Source organism: Herbaspirillum sp. RV1423 (assembly GCF_000577615.1).
Taxonomy (GTDB): Bacteria; Pseudomonadota; Gammaproteobacteria; order Burkholderiales; family Burkholderiaceae_D; genus Herbaspirillum.
The window spans coordinates 42,269-58,877 of record NZ_CBXX010000031.1; the positions used below are offsets into that span (position 1 = coordinate 42,269).

At 58.7% G+C, this 16,609-nt stretch carries 16 protein-coding genes and 3 tRNA genes; 15 read left to right on the forward strand and 4 right to left on the reverse strand.

The features are described 5' to 3' along the window. Positions 1–14: 14 nt before the first annotated feature. From RV1423_RS21430 to RV1423_RS21445, 4 genes are all read right to left on the reverse strand, one after another. Complete coding sequence (locus RV1423_RS21430) at positions 15–536, reverse strand: hypothetical protein (RefSeq protein ID WP_034301148.1); 522 nt, start codon at positions 534–536, stop codon at positions 15–17. A gap of 7 nt (positions 537–543) precedes the next feature. Next, positions 544–1,527, reverse strand: coding sequence for a DMT family transporter (locus RV1423_RS21435; RefSeq protein ID WP_034301151.1), 984 nt, complete (start codon positions 1,525–1,527; stop codon positions 544–546). Between the two features lie 198 nt (positions 1,528–1,725). Next, on the reverse strand, positions 1,726–3,249 hold the full coding sequence (locus RV1423_RS21440; protein ID WP_034301153.1) for a YifB family Mg chelatase-like AAA ATPase: 1,524 nt from the start codon (positions 3,247–3,249) through the stop codon (positions 1,726–1,728). Between the two features lie 11 nt (positions 3,250–3,260). Next, entirely contained in the window at positions 3,261–3,503 is a 243-nt protein-coding gene (locus RV1423_RS21445) for an accessory factor UbiK family protein (RefSeq protein ID WP_034301156.1), read from the reverse strand. Between the two features lie 517 nt (positions 3,504–4,020). Between RV1423_RS21445 and RV1423_RS21450 the strand changes: the two genes are divergently transcribed. The 15 genes from RV1423_RS21450 to RV1423_RS21520 all read left to right on the forward strand — a co-directional run. After that, a complete protein-coding gene (locus RV1423_RS21450; protein ID WP_034301159.1) occupies positions 4,021–4,821 on the forward strand; it encodes a TorF family putative porin in 801 nt (266 codons plus the stop codon). Between the two features lie 11 nt (positions 4,822–4,832). Further along, positions 4,833–5,171 (forward strand): P-II family nitrogen regulator, encoded by a 339-nt coding sequence (locus RV1423_RS21455; RefSeq protein WP_007884397.1) that lies wholly within the window; start codon positions 4,833–4,835, stop codon positions 5,169–5,171. A 12-nt stretch (positions 5,172–5,183) separates the two neighbouring features. After that, positions 5,184–6,737 carry an ammonium transporter gene (gene amt, locus RV1423_RS21460; protein WP_034301162.1) on the forward strand — a complete coding sequence of 518 codons (1,554 nt, stop codon included), beginning with the start codon at positions 5,184–5,186 and terminating at the stop codon, positions 6,735–6,737. Positions 6,738–6,973: 236 nt separating this feature from the next. Continuing rightward, positions 6,974–8,269, forward strand: a complete 1,296-nt coding sequence (gshA, locus tag RV1423_RS21465; RefSeq protein ID WP_034301164.1) for a glutamate--cysteine ligase — start codon at positions 6,974–6,976, stop codon at positions 8,267–8,269. A 19-nt stretch (positions 8,270–8,288) separates the two neighbouring features. Beyond that, entirely contained in the window at positions 8,289–9,236 is a 948-nt protein-coding gene (gene gshB / locus RV1423_RS21470) for a glutathione synthase (protein ID WP_034301166.1), read from the forward strand. A gap of 39 nt (positions 9,237–9,275) precedes the next feature. Beyond that, positions 9,276–9,683 (forward strand): PTS sugar transporter subunit IIA, encoded by a 408-nt coding sequence (locus RV1423_RS21475; RefSeq protein ID WP_034301169.1) that lies wholly within the window; start codon positions 9,276–9,278, stop codon positions 9,681–9,683. A gap of 21 nt (positions 9,684–9,704) precedes the next feature. Next, on the forward strand, positions 9,705–9,974 hold the full coding sequence (locus RV1423_RS21480) for an HPr family phosphocarrier protein (protein WP_034301171.1): 270 nt from the start codon (positions 9,705–9,707) through the stop codon (positions 9,972–9,974). Positions 9,975–10,133: 159 nt separating this feature from the next. Beyond that, positions 10,134–11,927, forward strand: a complete 1,794-nt coding sequence (ptsP, locus tag RV1423_RS21485; RefSeq protein WP_034301174.1) for a phosphoenolpyruvate--protein phosphotransferase — start codon at positions 10,134–10,136, stop codon at positions 11,925–11,927. A gap of 270 nt (positions 11,928–12,197) precedes the next feature. Continuing rightward, complete coding sequence (locus tag RV1423_RS21490; RefSeq protein WP_034301177.1) at positions 12,198–13,337, forward strand: homoserine O-acetyltransferase; 1,140 nt, start codon at positions 12,198–12,200, stop codon at positions 13,335–13,337. Further along, positions 13,334–13,936 (forward strand): methionine biosynthesis protein MetW, encoded by a 603-nt coding sequence (gene metW / locus RV1423_RS21495; RefSeq protein WP_034301180.1) that lies wholly within the window; start codon positions 13,334–13,336, stop codon positions 13,934–13,936. Before RV1423_RS21490 ends, metW begins: the two co-directional genes overlap by 4 nt. A 138-nt stretch (positions 13,937–14,074) precedes the next feature. Continuing rightward, a complete protein-coding gene (locus RV1423_RS21500) occupies positions 14,075–15,352 on the forward strand; it encodes an AmpG family muropeptide MFS transporter (RefSeq protein WP_034301182.1) in 1,278 nt (425 codons plus the stop codon). A 77-nt stretch (positions 15,353–15,429) separates the two neighbouring features. Next, a tRNA-Tyr gene (locus RV1423_RS21505) sits at positions 15,430–15,515 on the forward strand. A 63-nt stretch (positions 15,516–15,578) separates the two neighbouring features. Next, a tRNA-Gly gene (locus tag RV1423_RS21510) sits at positions 15,579–15,652 on the forward strand. Between the two features lie 48 nt (positions 15,653–15,700). Further along, positions 15,701–15,775: transfer RNA gene (locus RV1423_RS21515), tRNA-Thr, on the forward strand. 100 nt (positions 15,776–15,875) lie between these two features. Continuing rightward, positions 15,876–16,609: elongation factor Tu (locus tag RV1423_RS21520; RefSeq protein ID WP_034301185.1), on the forward strand; the 734-nt coding region annotated here is incomplete at its 3' end.

The following is a 16,609-nucleotide window of genomic DNA, read 5'->3' on the forward strand; positions in this document are numbered from 1 at the left end:
CATTCCGATGCACTTCAACCGGGTTTGAACGAAGTGAAAAAGGTCTCGGCATTTTCCGTGGAAATCGCTTTTTCGGGGCCGACGATCAACACCTGGTAAATCCGCTTGTCCTTCGCCGTGAGCCGCGCCATCAGCAGCATGGTCTGGCCGCGCGCCACGCCGGTGGCGGCAACGTCGATGATCTGGTTGCTGTCGGTAACCCGGCCCGGGATCGCGGTTTGCGAAGGCGAGCCGCCGATGTTGTTGAGCAGCGCCGTGCGCATCGATGCGAGTGCCTTGGACGTCTGCGCGGCATCGGCCAGTTCGGCGACGCCGACGGCAAAGGTGACGCCGTCGATTTCGGCGGCGGTCATGGTCATCGACACCGGCATGCCGTTCAGGTCGATCTGACGCGTGAATGAGGACGGCTTGGCCGGCAGCAGAACGGTGAACGGGAGCTTGTCGCCATGCGTTTCGCGCCAGTTGTATTTGGGCGAACAGGCCGCCAGCATGAGGGCGAATGCGGCGACGAAGAATGATCGGAATACCTGGCGCATGATAGGTTCAGGGAGAATGGGAAATCGAAGTTTGCCGCGAAAACGTCTGCACGCCATACACGACGCCGACGCACAACAGTGCGATGCCGGCCAGCACCTTCATGTCGGGCGCCGTGCCGCGCAGCAGGAAAGCATACAGCAAGGCCGCCAGCGTTTCGAATACGATCAGTTGCGCCACCAGCGCAGTGGGCAGCAACTGGCTGGCCTTGTTCCACAGCAGCGTGCCCATCCATGATGCCGACAGACCGATCGTCAGCATCATGGCGACGAAGATGCCCGGACGCGGCCCCAGCGGAAACGCAAAGTTGTCGCCGGCGGCATAGCCGTAGATGCCGTAGAGCGCGAAACCGGCCAGCGCCATCGGCAGCGTGGCAAGTCCCTGCGCGGTTGCCCACGTGACCGAGTTGATATCCCTGTGCGTGCGTAGATAGCGCGAATTGACGATCGGATACCAGGTCCAGCCGGCGATGGCGAACACCGCAATGATGCAGCCGAGGATGTAATCGGCGGTGGTGCGGCGGGTGTTGCCAAGGCTGCCGATGCCGTTCCTGAGATGTTCGAGTTCGCTGCTGTTGACCAGCATCAGGCCCATGCACAGGATCACCAGCGACGGCGCCAAACGGCGCCATGCCACCGACTCCGACGCATGGCCGGGACGCCAGTTGGCGCATACCGAAATCACGATGGGAAGCGTGCCGATCAGCATGGTCGGCAGCGGTGCGTCGGCCAACTGGATCGCGGTGGCTAACATGGCGTAATAGAGCAGGTTGCCGACCAGCGCCAGCTTGAAGGCGGTTTTCCAGTCTTGCCGGCTCAGCAGTCCGATGCGTCGGCGGTCGAACCAGGCCGGCACCAGTGCGATCAGTCCGAAGGCGACATAACGTCCCAGCGACAGCACTACGCCGGGATAATCGTTCAGCAGCAGCGGGGTGACGAAGACCAGGCCCCACATCAGGCCGGCGCACAGGGCGCAAAGAATTCCGATGAACATGAATCAAACCGGTAAAAGTAAACAGGTCTCGCCGCTGAATCTGGCGAGGCAGGCCGACAGTGTCGCCGTTTCCAGGCATTCGTGCTGGAATTGTTCCTCCGGTCTTGCGCCGATCGCGCAATGGCCGGCCTTGATCGTCTTCGCGCGGTAATTGTCTGGTTTGTGCGCAGGCTGTTGAAAGCGCCTGACGACCCGGGGCTATTGCTCGCGCAAGGCGCGGCGGTACTGGATCGCTTCGGCGATGTGCGCCTTGCCGACAACCTTGACTTGCGCCAGATCGGCGACCGTGCGCGCGACCTTCAACACGCGGTGATAGGCGCGCGCCGACCAGTTAAGCCGTGTCATCGCGGTACGCAGCAGGTCCTCGCCGGCGGCATCGGGTTTGCAATGCATATCGATTTCGGCGGGCGACAGCAGATGGTTGCTTTTTTGCTGGCGTTGCTGCTGCAAGCTGAAGCTCTGCGCCACGCGTGCCGCGATCTGTGCGGAAGACTCTCCGGCCGCCTGCTGCATCAGATCGTCGTGGGCAATCGCGCCGACCTGGATCTGCATGTCGATACGGTCCAGCAGCGGACCGGAAATCTTGCCCTGATAACGGGCCACCTGATCCGGCGTGCAACGGCACTCGCGATATGCAGCGCCGAGGAAGCCGCATGGACATGGATTCAATCCGGCAATCAGTTGGAAACGCGCCGGAAAATCCGCCTGCCGCGCCGCGCGCGAAATCGTGATGTGGCCGGACTCCAACGGCTCACGCAAGACTTCCAGGACTTTCCTGTCGAACTCCGGCAATTCGTCGAGGAACAGCACGCCGCGATGCGCCAGCGAAATTTCACCGGGACGCGGCGTGCCGCCGCCGCCGACCAGCGCCACGCCGGATGCGGTATGGTGCGGAGAGCGATATGGACGCGTCTTCCAGCGTGCCGCGGTAAACCCGCCGGTCAGCGATTGCACGGCGGCCGATTCCAGCGCTTCGTCATCGGTCATGGGCGGCAATATGCCGGGAAATCGCGCCGCCAGCATCGACTTGCCGGTGCCGGGCGGACCGACCAGCAGCACGCTATGGCCGCCGGCTGCTGCCACTTCCAGCGCGCGTTTGGCTTGCAACTGACCTTTGACGTCGGAAAAATCGAGGTAGGCGGGCCGGCGGGATTGCGGGGAAGGCCGGTGCCGCGACAGTTTTGCATCGGCATCGTGCGTCGCGAAATGGGCGCATACCTGCAGCAACGATTCGGCGGGGAAGATCGTGGCGTCGCTTACCAAGGCCGCTTCATCGGCGTTCTCGCGCGGCAGGATGAAGGTGCGGCGGCGACCGTCGCTGTGATTCGACTTGTGCATGGCGTAAGTCATCGCCAGCGCGCCGCGGATGGGGCGCAGGTCGCCGGACAGCGAGAGCTCGCCGGCGAATTCGTAATCGTCCAGTCCGTCGCCGGGCATTTGTCCAGAAGCCGCCAGGATGCCGAGCGCAATCGGCAAATCGAAGCGGCCGGATTCCTTGGGCAAATCGGCGGGGGCTAAATTGACGGTGATTCTCTTGGCGGGAAATTCGAAGCGCGCATTTTGCAGCGCGGCGCGTACACGGTCCTTGGATTCCTTGACCTCGGTCTCCGGCAGGCCGACGATGGTGAAAGAAGGCAGGCCGTTGGCGAGATGGACTTCCACCGTCACCTGCGGCGCCTGCATGCCCGCCAGTGCGCGACTTTTCAATACGGCCAGACTCATCGGCGACAGCGTCAGGAAGCTTTCTGACGCGCTTCCAATTCGGCCACGCGGGCTTCCAGCTCTTCCAATTTGGCGCGGGTCTTGGCCAGTACCTGGGCCTGGATGTCGAACTCTTCGCGGGTAACCAAGTCGAGTTTGGAAAACCCCTGGCTCAGCATGGCCTTGACGTTCTTCTCGATGTCCTTGGCGGGCGAGTTTTCAATGGCCTTATTGATTCTGGATTGAATATCTTCGAAGAATTGTGGCTTGTCCATGATGAATCCTTTATTGGTGATGACTATCTGGCAAGTGTAGCGCTTTCATTGCCCGGAAGGAAAACAAAAAACTGCAGAAAAGGGTTGGTTGTAGCCGCTCCCTATCTGAATGGCGTTGTGAGGAAACGTTCAGCCGGTTTGTTGTCTTGCGGAAATGGCGCCTGAGCAACGACAATTTCCTTATCCGGCATCGTGTTGCTTATGTGACATTTTTGTTCAATGCTGAACAGGGGGGAAATTCTCGCCCAGTCATGCGCCTCATGCACCATAAGGAACATGCTGTTTCCACAGGGAAAATGTCATTCATAAATTGTTTTGCACCATTATGGTTCGATAACGGTGAGGATTCATTTGAATGCACTTTTTTTGTGAAAAAAAGAAAAAATGCCTAATTGGAATGTTGATTTGCACTAAAAAAATGAATGTAAGGCCCTAGAAAAGGGTTGGCATGGCTCCTGCTATACAAGCTATGCAGAAATGAACAATTTGTTGTTAAACAGAAACCTAGAGGGACGCCATGAAAAAATTGATTCTTGCAACAGCAGTCGCAGCATCGTTTGTAGCCAGCTTTGCCCACGCGGAAGACGCACCCAAGCCAGATAACGAAGTCACCTTCAACGCTGCCGTAGTCAGCGATTATCGTTATCGCGGCCTGACACAAACACGCTTTGATCCCGCTTTGCAAGTCGGAGCCGACTACACGCACAATCCGACAGGCCTGTACGCTGGCACATGGCTGACCAACATCAAATGGATCAAGGATGCAGGCAAGCTTACCAATACCGACACCAAGGGTAACGTCGAATGGGATATCTACGGCGGCAAGCGCGGCGACATCGGCGGCGGCTTCACTTATGACGTCGGCGGCCTGTATTATTATTACCCAGGCAATACCCTGGCAAACAGCGGCGTCAAGAACGCCAATACCTTTGAACTCTATGGTCAGGTTGGTTACGGTCCTGCGTACTTCAAGTATTCGCAATCGCTGACCAACCTGTTTGGCAACGTCGACAGCAAGTACAGCCAGTACTTCGATCTTGGCGCCAACGTCGAAACTTTTTACGGTGTGATGCTGGGTTTGCATGTCGGCCGTCAGAACGTCAAGGGCAGCAATGCCGGCGTTTCCAACGACCAATATAGCTATACCGACTGGAAAGTGGGTCTGAGCAAGACTTTCGACGATCTGGCAGGTATTACGTTTGGCGTCGCTTATCTGGGCACCAACTTGAAGGATGGCGTACAAACTACACCGGCATCGGATGGGCTCAAAAATGTCGGTAAGAGTGGTTTCGTGGTTTCCCTTAGCAAAACTTTCTAATTGAGGTCGGTATGAAACTGATTACAGCGATCATCAAACCGTTCAAACTCGACGAGGTTCGTGAAGCTCTGTCGGCGATTGGCGTACAAGGCATCACCGTAACCGAAGTCAAGGGTTTCGGTCGTCAAAAAGGTCACACCGAGCTGTATCGCGGTGCGGAATATGTCGTGGACTTCCTGCCGAAGACCAAGATCGAAGCCGCAGTTGACGACTCGATCGTCGAACGCGCGCTGGAAGCCATCGAGGCTGCCGCACGTACAGGCAAAATCGGCGACGGCAAGATCTTCGTGCAAGATCTGCTGGACGTCATCCGCATCCGTACCGGTGAAACCGGCAAAGACGCTCTCTAAGGGGGAATAGTAATGAGTATCAAAAAAATGTTGTCAAGTGCGCTGGCAATCGGCACTTTGTTGTTGGCGGTAGGTTTTGCCGCTCCGGCGCAGGCGCAGGATGCGCCCAAGCCGGAAGCGGCGGCAGCGGCAGCACCTGCGGCGGAAGCGCCGAAGGCTGATGCGCCGAAAGCAGAGGCACCCGCTGCGGCACCGGCCGCAGCCGCGGCCGCTCCGGCTGCCCCAGCAGCACCGGCGGCAGCCGCTCCGGCGCCTGTTCCTAACAAGGGCGACACCGCATGGATGCTGGTTTGTACCGCATTCGTGATCCTGATGACATTGCCGGGCCTGGGCCTGTTCTACGGCGGCCTGGTCCGCAGCAAGAACATGCTGTCGGTGCTGATGCAATGTTTCGTGATCTTCTCGCTGATCTATGTTCTGTGGTTCGTCTACGGCTACAGCATTGCGTTCACCGAAGGCGGGGCATTCTTCGGCGGCTTCGATCGCTTGTTCCTGCACGGTCTGACTGGCGATTCCACCACCGGCACTTTCAGCAAGGGCGTCGTGATTCCTGAGTTGTCGTTCGTGGCCTTCCAGGGCGCGTTCGCGGCAATCACGGTGGCGCTGATCATCGGTTCGTTCGCTGAGCGCGTGAAGTTCTCCGCGGTGATCGTGTTCTCGATCCTGTGGTTCACCTTCTCGTATCTGCCGATGGCCCACATGGTCTGGTTCTGGCCTGGTCCGGATGCATTCACCGACGCTGCTGCAGGAGAGAAGGCAACTGCAATCTCCGGCTGGCTGTTCCAAAAGGGCGCTCTGGACTATGCAGGCGGCACGGTCGTGCATATCAACGCCGCGGTGGCAGGCTTGGTCGGTTCCTTCGTCATCGGCAAGCGTGTCGGTTTCGGCAAGGAAGCTTTCAAGCCGCATAGCCTGACGTTGACCATGGTCGGCGCCTCGCTGCTGTGGTTCGGCTGGTTCGGTTTCAATGCAGGCTCCGGCCTGGAAGCCAACGGTGGCGCTGCATTGGCCTTCGTCAACACGATCCTGGCTACTGCCGCTGCAGTGTTGTCCTGGAGCTTCGGCGAATGGATCGGCAAGGGTAAGCCTTCGATGTTGGGTGCAGCTTCGGGTGCGGTTGCAGGTCTGGTGGCAATTACGCCTGCGGCAGGTTTCGTCGGCATCGCCGGTGCGGTCGTGCTGGGCTTGATCGCTGGTCTGCTGTGCCTGTGGGGTGTTACCGGCCTGAAGAAGATCCTGGGTTCGGACGACGCGCTGGACGTGTTCGGCGTGCACGGCGTGGGCGGCATCCTGGGTGCGCTTCTGACCGGCGTGTTCGCTGCACCTAGCCTGGGCGGCACCGGCATTTACGACTATGTCGCCAATGCCGTTGCACCTGACTACTCGATCGGCGGCCAGGTCTGGATTCAGTTCCAAGGCGTGCTGACCACCCTGATCGTTTCCGGCGTGGTGTCCTTCATCGCTTACAAGCTGGTCGACATCGTGATCGGTCTGCGCGTGACGGAAGAAGAAGAGCGCGAAGGTCTGGACATCTCCAGCCACGGCGAATCGGCTTACCACTCGTAATTTGTTTCCCGGGGGCGTAAGCCCCCTTTCAGAAGCGCCCCAACCCCGGTTGGGGCGCTTTTTTCATGGGCCTTTAAAAAAACGACAACGCCACCACGTAGAAGGCCTCTCCAGCAGAAATTGCCGCATGGCGAACGACGTAATCGCAGGAATCCCGCTAAAATGGCCGGTTCTTGTTGGATTTGTCATCGATCGCCGGTCGCTTTTTCGTTACTTGCACGCGCAGAAAGTCTTTTATGGTTCCGCATCTTGTCACCGCCCTCAACGGCCCGCTTCTGGACCTGGAAAAGAAGATTCTGGGCGCAACTCCCGCGATTGAGCGCTGGTTCCGCATGGAGTGGCAGGAGCACACGCCGCCGTTTTATTGTTCGGTCGACTTGCGCAATGCCGGTTTCAAGCTGGCGCCGGTGGACACCAACTTGTTTCCGGGGGGCTTCAACAACCTGTCGCCGGAAATGCTGCCGCTGGCCGTCCAGGCGGCAATGGCCGCGATCGAGAAATATTGTCCGGACGCCAAGAACCTGCTGCTGATCCCCGAGAATCACACGCGCAATACCTTTTATCTGCAAAATGTCGCGCGACTGATGCAGATATTCCGCCAGACCGGCCTCAATGTCCGTCTCGGCACGCTGGAAGACATCAAGAAGCCCAAGCAGATCGACCTGCCGGACGGCAGCACCATCACGCTGGAACCGCTGGAGCGCTCCAAGAACGGCCGCCGCCTGGGTTTGAAGAACTTCGATCCTTGTACGGTGCTGTTGAATAACGACCTGTCGATCGGCATTCCGTCGGTGCTTGAGCACCTCGACGAGCAAAACGTGCTGCCGCCGTTGCATGCGGGCTGGGCCGTGCGTCGCAAGAGCAATCACTTTTCAGCCTACGACGACGTGGTCAAGAAGTTCTCCAAGCTGGTCGATGTGGATCCCTGGATGCTCAATCCGCTGTTCACCAAGTGCGGCGAGATCGATTTCCAGGAGGACGCCGGCTCGGATTGCCTGGCCGACAACGTCAGCAGCCTGCTGTCCAAGATTCGCAAGAAATACAAGGAATACGGCATCAAGGAACAGCCTTTCGTGATCGTCAAGGCCAACGCCGGCACCTACGGCATGGGTATCATGACGGTCAAGGACGCCAGTGAAGTGAAGGACCTCAACCGCAAGCAGCGCAACAAGATGGCGATCGGCAAAGAAGGCCTGGAAGTCAGCGAAGTCATCATCCAGGAAGGCGTGCATTCCTTCGAGCGCATCAACGAAGCGGTGGCCGAGCCGGTGGTCTACATGATCGACCGCTACGTGATCGGCGGTTTCTATCGTGTGCATGCGGACCGCGACGTCAACGAAAACCTGAACGCGCCAGGCGCGCATTTCGTGCCGCTGGCGTTTCAACAGCAACACGCTTTGCCCGATCTGCAGGCCAAGCCGGGCACAGCGGCGCCGAACCGTTTTTATATGTATGGTGTGGTGGCGCGTCTGGCGCTGCTGGCGGCGTCGCTGGAAATGGAAAAGACCGATCCGAATCCGGAAGTCTATTAATTTACTTGACGGATATTTCATGAAAATTGCTTTCCTCGCCGACCCGCTCAACACCTTCAAAATCTACAAGGACTCGACCTTCGCCATGATGCGCGAAGCAGTCCGGCGCGGCCATGTCATCTATGCCTTCAAGCAGACCGATATCGTGTTGGAAAGCGGCCTGGTGACCGCCAACGTCGCCAGGATCACGCTGACCGGCGAGGCCGACGACTGGTATCGTGCCGATGCGCCAGCCGCCACTTTCCTGTCCGAGTTCGACGCCATTGTGATCCGCAAGGATCCGCCGTTCGACATGGAATACATTTATACGACCTATTTGCTTGAGTTGGCCGAAAAACAGGGCGCGCGGGTGTTCAACAAGCCGGAAGCGATTCGCAGCCACAACGAGAAGTTTGCCATTGCGCAATTTCCGCAATACACAGCGCCGACGCTGGTCACACGGGATGCCAAACGCTTGCGCGCCTTCCACGCCGAGCACAAGGACATGATCCTCAAGCCGCTTGACGGCATGGGCGGCATGGGGATTTTCCGCATTGGCCAGGACGGCATGAATCTGGGATCGGTCATCGAAACATTGACCGACAATGGCAATCGCACCATCATGGCGCAGCGCTTCATTCCGGAAATTTCGGCCGGGGACAAGCGCATCTTGCTGATTGGCGGTAAAGTGGTGCCACAGGTGTTGGCGCGTATCCCGCAAGACGGAGAGGTGCGCGGCAACCTGGCTGCGGGCGGTCTCGGCGTGGCGCAGGCAATTTCGCCGCGCGAACGGGAAATTGCCGAAGCGCTCGCACCGGTGTTAGCGCAGCGGGGATTATTGCTGGTAGGATTGGATGCTATTGGCAATTATTTAACAGAAATCAATGTCACCAGTCCGACCTGTTTCCAGGAAATCACGCAGCAAACCGGCTTCGATGTAGCCGCCATGTTTGTTGACGCGCTGGAAACAGCCGTCGCAGGCAGCTAGCGCTGCGCCCGGTCTGGCAACGTACATATTTAGAAATTCATGGTCGGTATCCTTCTTCTCACGCATGCCCCGCTGGGTCAGGCATTCATCGCGGCGGCAACGCATGTGTTCCGGGGTGTGCCGGAACGCATCGAAGCAATCGACGTCATTGCCGACCAGAATCCCGCAGAAGTACAGAAGCTGGCCGTGGACGCAGTGCATCGCCTCGACGACGGCAGCGGCGTGCTGGTGATCACCGACGTCATGGGCGGCACGCCCTCCAATTGCACCGGTTACCTGTGCGGCATCGACAATGTCGAGGTCATCGCCGGCATCAGTTTGCCGATGCTGCTGCGCGCACTGACCTACCGCAACGACACGCTTGACGTCGTCATGGAAATGGCATTGGCCGGCGGCCAGAGCGGCGCCGTCAGGGTGGATAATCGCATTCGCGTCTCGTCTCAATAAAAGCACAAAGAAAGTACTCCAATGATTCAAAAAGAACTTGAGATCATCAACAAGCTCGGTCTGCACGCGCGCGCCTCAGCCAAATTCACGCAACTGGCCTCCAAGTATAAATGCGAGGTCTGGATGACGTTTAACAAGCGCCGCGTCAATGCCAAATCCATCATGGGCGTGATGATGCTGGCGGCAGGCAAGGGCAGCATGGTGCTGCTGGAAACCGAGGGGGACGACGAACAGGATTGCTTCAATGCATTGGAGGCCCTGATCCAGGATCGTTTCGGCGAAGGGCAGTAAACGCAGTTAAGTCGTAAGTCTTCGAATTTTCCTCGTTTGTTTTCCTCTTGTCTTGCCGCACGATTGCTAAATACAGCATTGTCCGGTAAGGTTTTGAGTGCTACCGCGATCATGAGAGTACAGGACGGCATAACAGAATAAACGCAGGAGACAAACGCGATGGCATCTTTCACCTTACACGGCATTCCGGTTTCCAAAGGCATAGCGATAGGCCGCGCGCATCTGCTCGCTCCCGCCGCCCTGGACGTCAAGCATTACCTGATTCCCGACGATCAGGTCGAGGCCGAAGTGCAGCGTCTCAAGAGCGCAATTGCCGCTGTGCATCAGGAGCTGCAGACCATCCGCAGCGAATTGCCGAAGGATGCGCCCCCTGAACTTGGCGCCTTCATCGACGTGCATGCGCTGATCCTGTCCGATCCGATGCTGGCCGAAGTGCCGCTCAATATCATCCGTCACCGCTATTACAACGCCGAATGGGCGCTGGTGACGCAGATCGATGGTTTGTCGGCGCAGTTCGACGAGATCGAGGATCCCTACTTGCGCGAACGCAAAGCCGATATCCAGCAAGTCGGCGACCGCGTGCTCAAGGTGCTGACCGGCAGCGCGATCAATTTGCCGTCCGCCGATGGCGGCGAGGACGCGCAGGCCAGCATCATTGTCGTGGCGCACGATATTTCTCCGGCCGACATGCTGCAATTCCGGGACGGTGCCTTCGGCGGTTTCGTCACCGATCTCGGCGGACAGAATTCACATACCGCGATCGTCGCCCGCAGTCTGGACATCCCGGCTGCCGTCGGCATGAACAACGCTTCGGTGTTGGTCAAGCAGGACGACGTGCTGATCATCGACGGCGACGCCGGTGTCGCCATCGTCAATCCGTCGCCGCTGGTTCTTGCCCAATATCGTGCGCGTCAGGAACGCATGCTGCGTGATCGCAAGAAACTCGGCCGGCTCAGGAAGACGCCGGCAATCACCCAAGATGGCACTGAAATTACCTTGCTGGCCAACATCGAATTGCCGAGCGACAGCGGTCCGGCGCTGGAAGCCGGCGCTAACGGCGTCGGTCTGTTCCGCTCCGAATTCCTGTTCATGGGCCGCGCCGGCCATCTGGAAAAATTCCCGTCCGAAGACGAACAACTCGAGTCTTACCGTCAGGCCGTGGTGGCGATGAAGGGGCGCCCGGTCACCATTCGCACGCTCGACGTCGGCGCCGACAAGCCGCTCGACGAAGATGAGCAGACCGCGTTGAACCCGGCGCTGGGCCTGCGCGCGATTCGCTATTGCCTGAGCGAGCCGCAAATGTTCCTGACGCAGTTGCGCGCGATTCTGCGCGCCTCAGCCTTCGGCTCGGTCAAGCTGCTGATCCCGATGATGGCGCACGCTTTCGAGGTCGATCAGGCGTTGGCGCTGATTGAGCAGGCCAAGGAACAATTGCGTCAGCGCAAGCAGAAATTCGACGAGGATATCGAGATCGGCGCCATGATCGAAATCCCGGCGGCCGCGCTGGCGTTGCCGATCTTTATCAAGCGCCTCGATTTCCTGTCGATCGGCACCAACGACCTGATCCAGTACACGCTGGCGATCGACCGCGTCGATCACGAAGTGGCGCATCTGTACGATCCGCTGCATCCGGCGGTCCTGTTTCTGCTGTCGAGCGTGATTTCAATGGCGCGCAAGGCGGATATCCCGGTCGCGGTCTGCGGCGAGATGGCCGGCGACGTGAAGTGGACGCGCCTGTTGCTCGGCATGGGCCTGCTGGAGTTTTCCATGCATCCCTCGCAACTGCTGTCGGTCAAGCAGGAAATCCTCAACAGCGACCTGACGTTGCTGGAGCCGCAGGTCAAGAAGGTGCTTAAAGCGACCGAGCCGTCGGCGATCGAGGCGGCGATGGCGCAACTGCGCGCCATCAACAGCGAGCAGGAGGTCAAGGCGGCCGCTGTGCGGCGCCGCTGATGCATTCAACGGGCATGCCGTCAAAGGTGGTTTGACGCCATGCCCTGACTTGGTTATTCTTACACCACTGCGCCGATTTGAATGGTTTATCCAAACCTCAGCTTGCGGGCGCCGGAACCCAGGTTCCATATAAATACGGCTAAAGCGAGCTTGGAGCAGTGCAAAACAAGCCCAGAATTTAGCCCGCGAGCGCAAGCTTCCGGGCTTTTTTGTTTTCGGGCGATAAATCTGCGCATAGATGGTTTAACTGCAAGATAACAAAGAGAATCCATGTCGATCGGAATCGTATCGCCTCAAATCATGCATTTCCCCGAGCCGCTGCCGCTCAAGAACGGGACGGCGCTGGCCGACTACGTGCTGATGTATGAAACCTACGGCACGCTCAATGCCGACAAGTCCAACGCCGTACTGGTATGCCATGCGCTCAATGCCTCGCATCACGTCGCCGGTTTTTACAAGGACGATCCCGACAACGTCGGTTGGTGGGACAACATGGTCGGCCCTGGCAAGCCGCTGGATACCGACAAGTTCTTCGTCATCGGCATCAATAATCTCGGTTCCTGTTTCGGTTCGACCGGCCCGATGCACACCAATCCGGCCACTGGCAAGCCTTTCGGTGCGAGTTTTCCGGTCGTGACGGTGGAAGATTGGGTCAGCGCCCAGGCGCGATTGGCGGATCAGTTGGGCATTGCGCAGTTTGCCGCGGTGATGGGCGGTTCGCTGGGCGGGATGCAGGCGCTGGCGTGGAGCACGATGTACCCGGACCGCCTGCGCCATTGCGTGGTGATCGCGTCGACGCCCAGGCTGTCGGCGCAGAACATCGCATTCAACGACGTCGCCCGCCAGGCTATCCTGACCGATCCGGATTTTCATGGCGGCGATTTCTATGCGTATGGCGTGGTGCCGAAAAACGGCCTGCGCGTGGCGCGCATGGTCGGCCATATCACCTATCTGTCGGATGACGACATGGCGGAAAAATTTGGCCGCGACCTGCGTACCGGCGAATACCAGTTCGGCTACGGCATCGACTTCGAGATCGAATCCTATCTGCGTTATCAGGGCGACAAGTTCTCCTCCTATTTCGACGCCAACACCTATCTGCTGATCACCAAGGCGCTCGACTACTTTGATCCGGCGCGCGACTTCGGCGGCGACCTGGCCAAGGCGCTGGCCTGCACCAGGGCGCAATTCCTGCTGGCGTCGTTTACGACCGACTGGCGCTTTTCGCCGGAGCGCAGCCGCGAGATCGTGAAGGCGCTGGTCAGCAACAGGCGCCGCGTCAGTTATGCCGAGATCGATGCGCCGCACGGGCATGACGCCTTCCTGCTGGACGATCCGCGCTACATGAAACTGCTGCGCGAATACTATCAACGCGTCTGGGCGGAAATCGCCATGGAGGAGAGCGCATGAATTTCCCTGAACTGAGCGTATTGCGCCCCGACCTGGCATTTATCGCGCATTGGATCCGTGCCGGTTCGCAAGTACTGGACGTCGGCTGCGGCGACGGCGTGATGCTCGACTACCTGCAAACCGACAAAGCCTGCAGCGGCTACGGCATCGAGATCGACGACGCACGTATTCCCGAATGTGTGGCGCGCAATGTGTCGGTGATCCAGCAGGACCTGGAGGGCGGTCTCGCCATGTTCGAAGACAATGCTTTCGATACCGTGCTGTGCCTGTCTGCTTTGCAAATGGTGAAGGACGTGGAAGGCATCCTGCGCGAAATTGCGCGGGTCGGCCGCGAAGCCACCGTGTCGTTTCCCAATTTCGCCTACTGGTCGCACCGCGTCGCGCTGCTGCGCGGTCGGATGCCGGTATCGAAGTCGCTGCCGTACGAATGGTACGACACGCCCAATCTGCGCTGCGCGACCATCAAGGACTTCGAGGCGCTGGCCAACGACGTCGGGCTGGACGTCCTGGAATGCGTGGCCTTGCATGAGGGCAAGCCGGTGACTTTCCTGCCAAACTGGCGCGGCAGTCTGGCTGTATTCCGGTTGAAAAAGAAGTAGTCAAGGAAGTATTAAAAACAGGGCGCTCGTGTCGGAAAAGCAGACTGGTTCGGGCAAAGTCCTTATACTCCGCAGACGCCTTCGCTCTGGCGCGCCGGTGAGCGGAGTTCAGTTTCTTGCATTGCCCAATCTTCATCTATGACCCAATCCTCCATCTCGTGGCGCAGCTATCTCAACCGCCGCATGCTGATCTGCTTGTTCCTTGGATTTACGTCGGGCTTGCCGCTGTTCATCTTGCTGAGCCTGCTGCAGGCCTGGCTGGCCAAATCGGGACTCAATGTCAAGGCGCTGGGTTTGTTCGCGCTGGTGATGTTTCCCTACACATGGAAATTCCTCTGGTCGCCGCTGATGGACCGCTTCCATTTCGGCCGCATGGGACGCCGGCGCGGCTGGATGTTTTTTACCCAGATCGCCTTGTTTCTCGGCATTGGCGGCATGGGCATGCTCGATCCGCATACGCAGGTCGGCATGATCGCGTTCATGGCATCGCTGGTTGCTTTTCTCTCGGCCAGCCAGGACATCGTGATCGACGCCTTCCGGCGTGAGATCCTGCGGGAAGAAGAGCTGGGCCTGGGCAGCGCGATCCACGTCAACGCCTACAAACTGTCCGGCATGGTGCCCGGCGCCTTGTCGCTGGTGCTGGCCGACCTGATGCCGTGGCAGACCGTGTTCTGGATCACCGCCGGCTTCATGCTGCCGGGCTTGTTGTGTACGCTGGCGGTCAAGGAGCCCGTGGTCTACGGCACGCCGCCCCAGAATCTGCGCGAAGCGGTGGTGTTGCCGTTCCGGGAGTTCGTCACGCGCGGCGGCTGGAATAAGGCGTTGTGGGTGCTGGCCTTCATTTTCCTGTACAAGCTCGGTGACAGCATGGCAACCGCGCTGGCGACCAAGTTTTACATCGATCTGGGCTTTTCGATGACCCAGATCGGCGTGGTGTCCAAAACCACCAGCCTGTGGGCCAGCGTGGTCGGCGGCATCGTCGGCGGGGTCTGGATGATCCGCCTGGGCATCAACAAGGCATTGTGGATATTCGGCGTGATCCAGGCCATCGCCATCCTGGGGTTTGCCTGGCTGGCACAGGTCGGCGCCAGCACGCCGGTGCTGGCGGCGGTGATCGGTTTCGAAGCGTTCGGCGTCGGCTTGGGGACGGCGGCGTTTGTCGCCTACATCATGCGCGAGACCGATCCACGCTACACCGCGACGCAATATGCCTTGTTCACCAGCCTGGCCGCGGTACCGCGCACCTTTGTCAATTCTTCGGTGGGTTACATCGTCGCCAACATGGGCTGGTTCAATTTCTTCGTGCTGTGTTTCGTGCTGGCGCTGCCCGGCATGCTGATGCTATTCAAAATTGCCCCCTGGAATCATGTCGAGCATCTCCCTGAAGCGACAGTCGCGCAGGAAATTGCAGATTGATAAAAAATAATGGATCGGTCTTCGTATTTTAGTTGACAAGGGAAAAGTGTTCGCCTATAGTTTTGAGTTCCCTGCGCGGAGAGGTGGCCGAGTGGTTAATGGCAGCAGACTGTAAATCTGCCCTCTTACGAGTACGCTGGTTCGAATCCAGCCCTCTCCACCATTTAGGGAGCCGTCTGGAAGCGTTGCGGCTGTGAAGTGACAGGTTTTTCGATAGTAGTTCCTCGCGGGTGTAGCTCAATGGTAGAGCTGAAGCCTTCCAAGCTTATGACGAGGGTTCGATTCCCTTCACCCGCTCCAAGTTTTGTCCGGTTGCGCCGTTCGGCAGTTGGCGCAATCGGCAGGTAAGCCCTTGTAGCTCAGTGGTAGAGCACTCCCTTGGTAAGGGAGAGGCCACGTGTTCAATCCACGTCAAGGGCACCAGTTGTATTTGTAGTCGTCGCTACAGCAATTAGCGCTGCAGCATCAGCAATCGGTCGGGCGCGTTGCCTGAACATTCTCATCAAATCGTTAGGAGTCTAAGATGGCAAAAGGCAAGTTTGAGCGGACCAAGCCGCACGTGAATGTGGGCACGATTGGCCACGTTGACCATGGCAAGACCACGTTGACGGCAGCAATCGCGACGGTGTTGTCGAAGAAGTTCGGCGGCGAAGCGAAGGCCTACGATCAGATTGATGCGGCACCGGAAGAAAAAGCGCGCGGCATCACGATCAACACCGCGCACGTCGAATACGAAACAGCGAACCGCCACTACGCGCACGTTGACTGCCCAGGCCACGCCGACTATGTGAAGAACATGATCACGGGCGCAGCGCAGATGGACGGCGCGATCCTGGTGTGCTCGGCCGCAGACGGCCCGATGCCGCAAACACGCGAACACATCCTGCTGTCGCGTCAGGTGGGTGTTCCTTACATCATCGTGTTCCTGAACAAGGCGGACATGGTCGATGACGAAGAGTTGCTGGAACTGGTCGAAATGGAAGTGCGCGAACTGCTGTCGAAGTACGAATTCCCAGGTGACGATCTGCCGATCGTCAAGGGTTCGGCCAAGCTGGCATTGGAAGGCGACACTGGTCCGTTGGGCGAGCAAGCGATCATGGCGCTGGCCGAAGCACTGGACACCTATATTCCGACGCCAGAGCGTGCCATCGACGGCGCATTCCTGATGCCGGTCGAAGACGTGTTCTCGATCTCGGGTCGCGGTACTGTGGTGACCGGCCGTGTTGAGCGTGGTATCGTCAAGGTCGGCGAAGAAAT

Coding starts and splice junctions, on each gene's coding strand:
- RV1423_RS21500 (WP_034301182.1), top strand. CDS start 14,075: ATGACCCAATCCTCCATCTCGTGGCGCAGCTATCTCAACCGCCGCATG.
- RV1423_RS21455 (WP_007884397.1), top strand. CDS start 4,833: ATGAAACTGATTACAGCGATCATCAAACCGTTCAAACTCGACGAGGTT.
- RV1423_RS21445 (WP_034301156.1), bottom strand. CDS start 3,503: ATGGACAAGCCACAATTCTTCGAAGATATTCAATCCAGAATCAATAAG.
- ptsP (WP_034301174.1), top strand. CDS start 10,134: ATGGCATCTTTCACCTTACACGGCATTCCGGTTTCCAAAGGCATAGCG.
- RV1423_RS21475 (WP_034301169.1), top strand. CDS start 9,276: ATGGTCGGTATCCTTCTTCTCACGCATGCCCCGCTGGGTCAGGCATTC.
- gshA (WP_034301164.1), top strand. CDS start 6,974: ATGGTTCCGCATCTTGTCACCGCCCTCAACGGCCCGCTTCTGGACCTG.
- RV1423_RS21480 (WP_034301171.1), top strand. CDS start 9,705: ATGATTCAAAAAGAACTTGAGATCATCAACAAGCTCGGTCTGCACGCG.
- amt (WP_034301162.1), top strand. CDS start 5,184: ATGAGTATCAAAAAAATGTTGTCAAGTGCGCTGGCAATCGGCACTTTG.
- RV1423_RS21435 (WP_034301151.1), bottom strand. CDS start 1,527: ATGTTCATCGGAATTCTTTGCGCCCTGTGCGCCGGCCTGATGTGGGGC.
- RV1423_RS21450 (WP_034301159.1), top strand. CDS start 4,021: ATGAAAAAATTGATTCTTGCAACAGCAGTCGCAGCATCGTTTGTAGCC.
- RV1423_RS21440 (WP_034301153.1), bottom strand. CDS start 3,249: ATGAGTCTGGCCGTATTGAAAAGTCGCGCACTGGCGGGCATGCAGGCG.
- RV1423_RS21490 (WP_034301177.1), top strand. CDS start 12,198: ATGTCGATCGGAATCGTATCGCCTCAAATCATGCATTTCCCCGAGCCG.
- RV1423_RS21430 (WP_034301148.1), bottom strand. CDS start 536: ATGCGCCAGGTATTCCGATCATTCTTCGTCGCCGCATTCGCCCTCATG.
- gshB (WP_034301166.1), top strand. CDS start 8,289: ATGAAAATTGCTTTCCTCGCCGACCCGCTCAACACCTTCAAAATCTAC.
- metW (WP_034301180.1), top strand. CDS start 13,334: ATGAATTTCCCTGAACTGAGCGTATTGCGCCCCGACCTGGCATTTATC.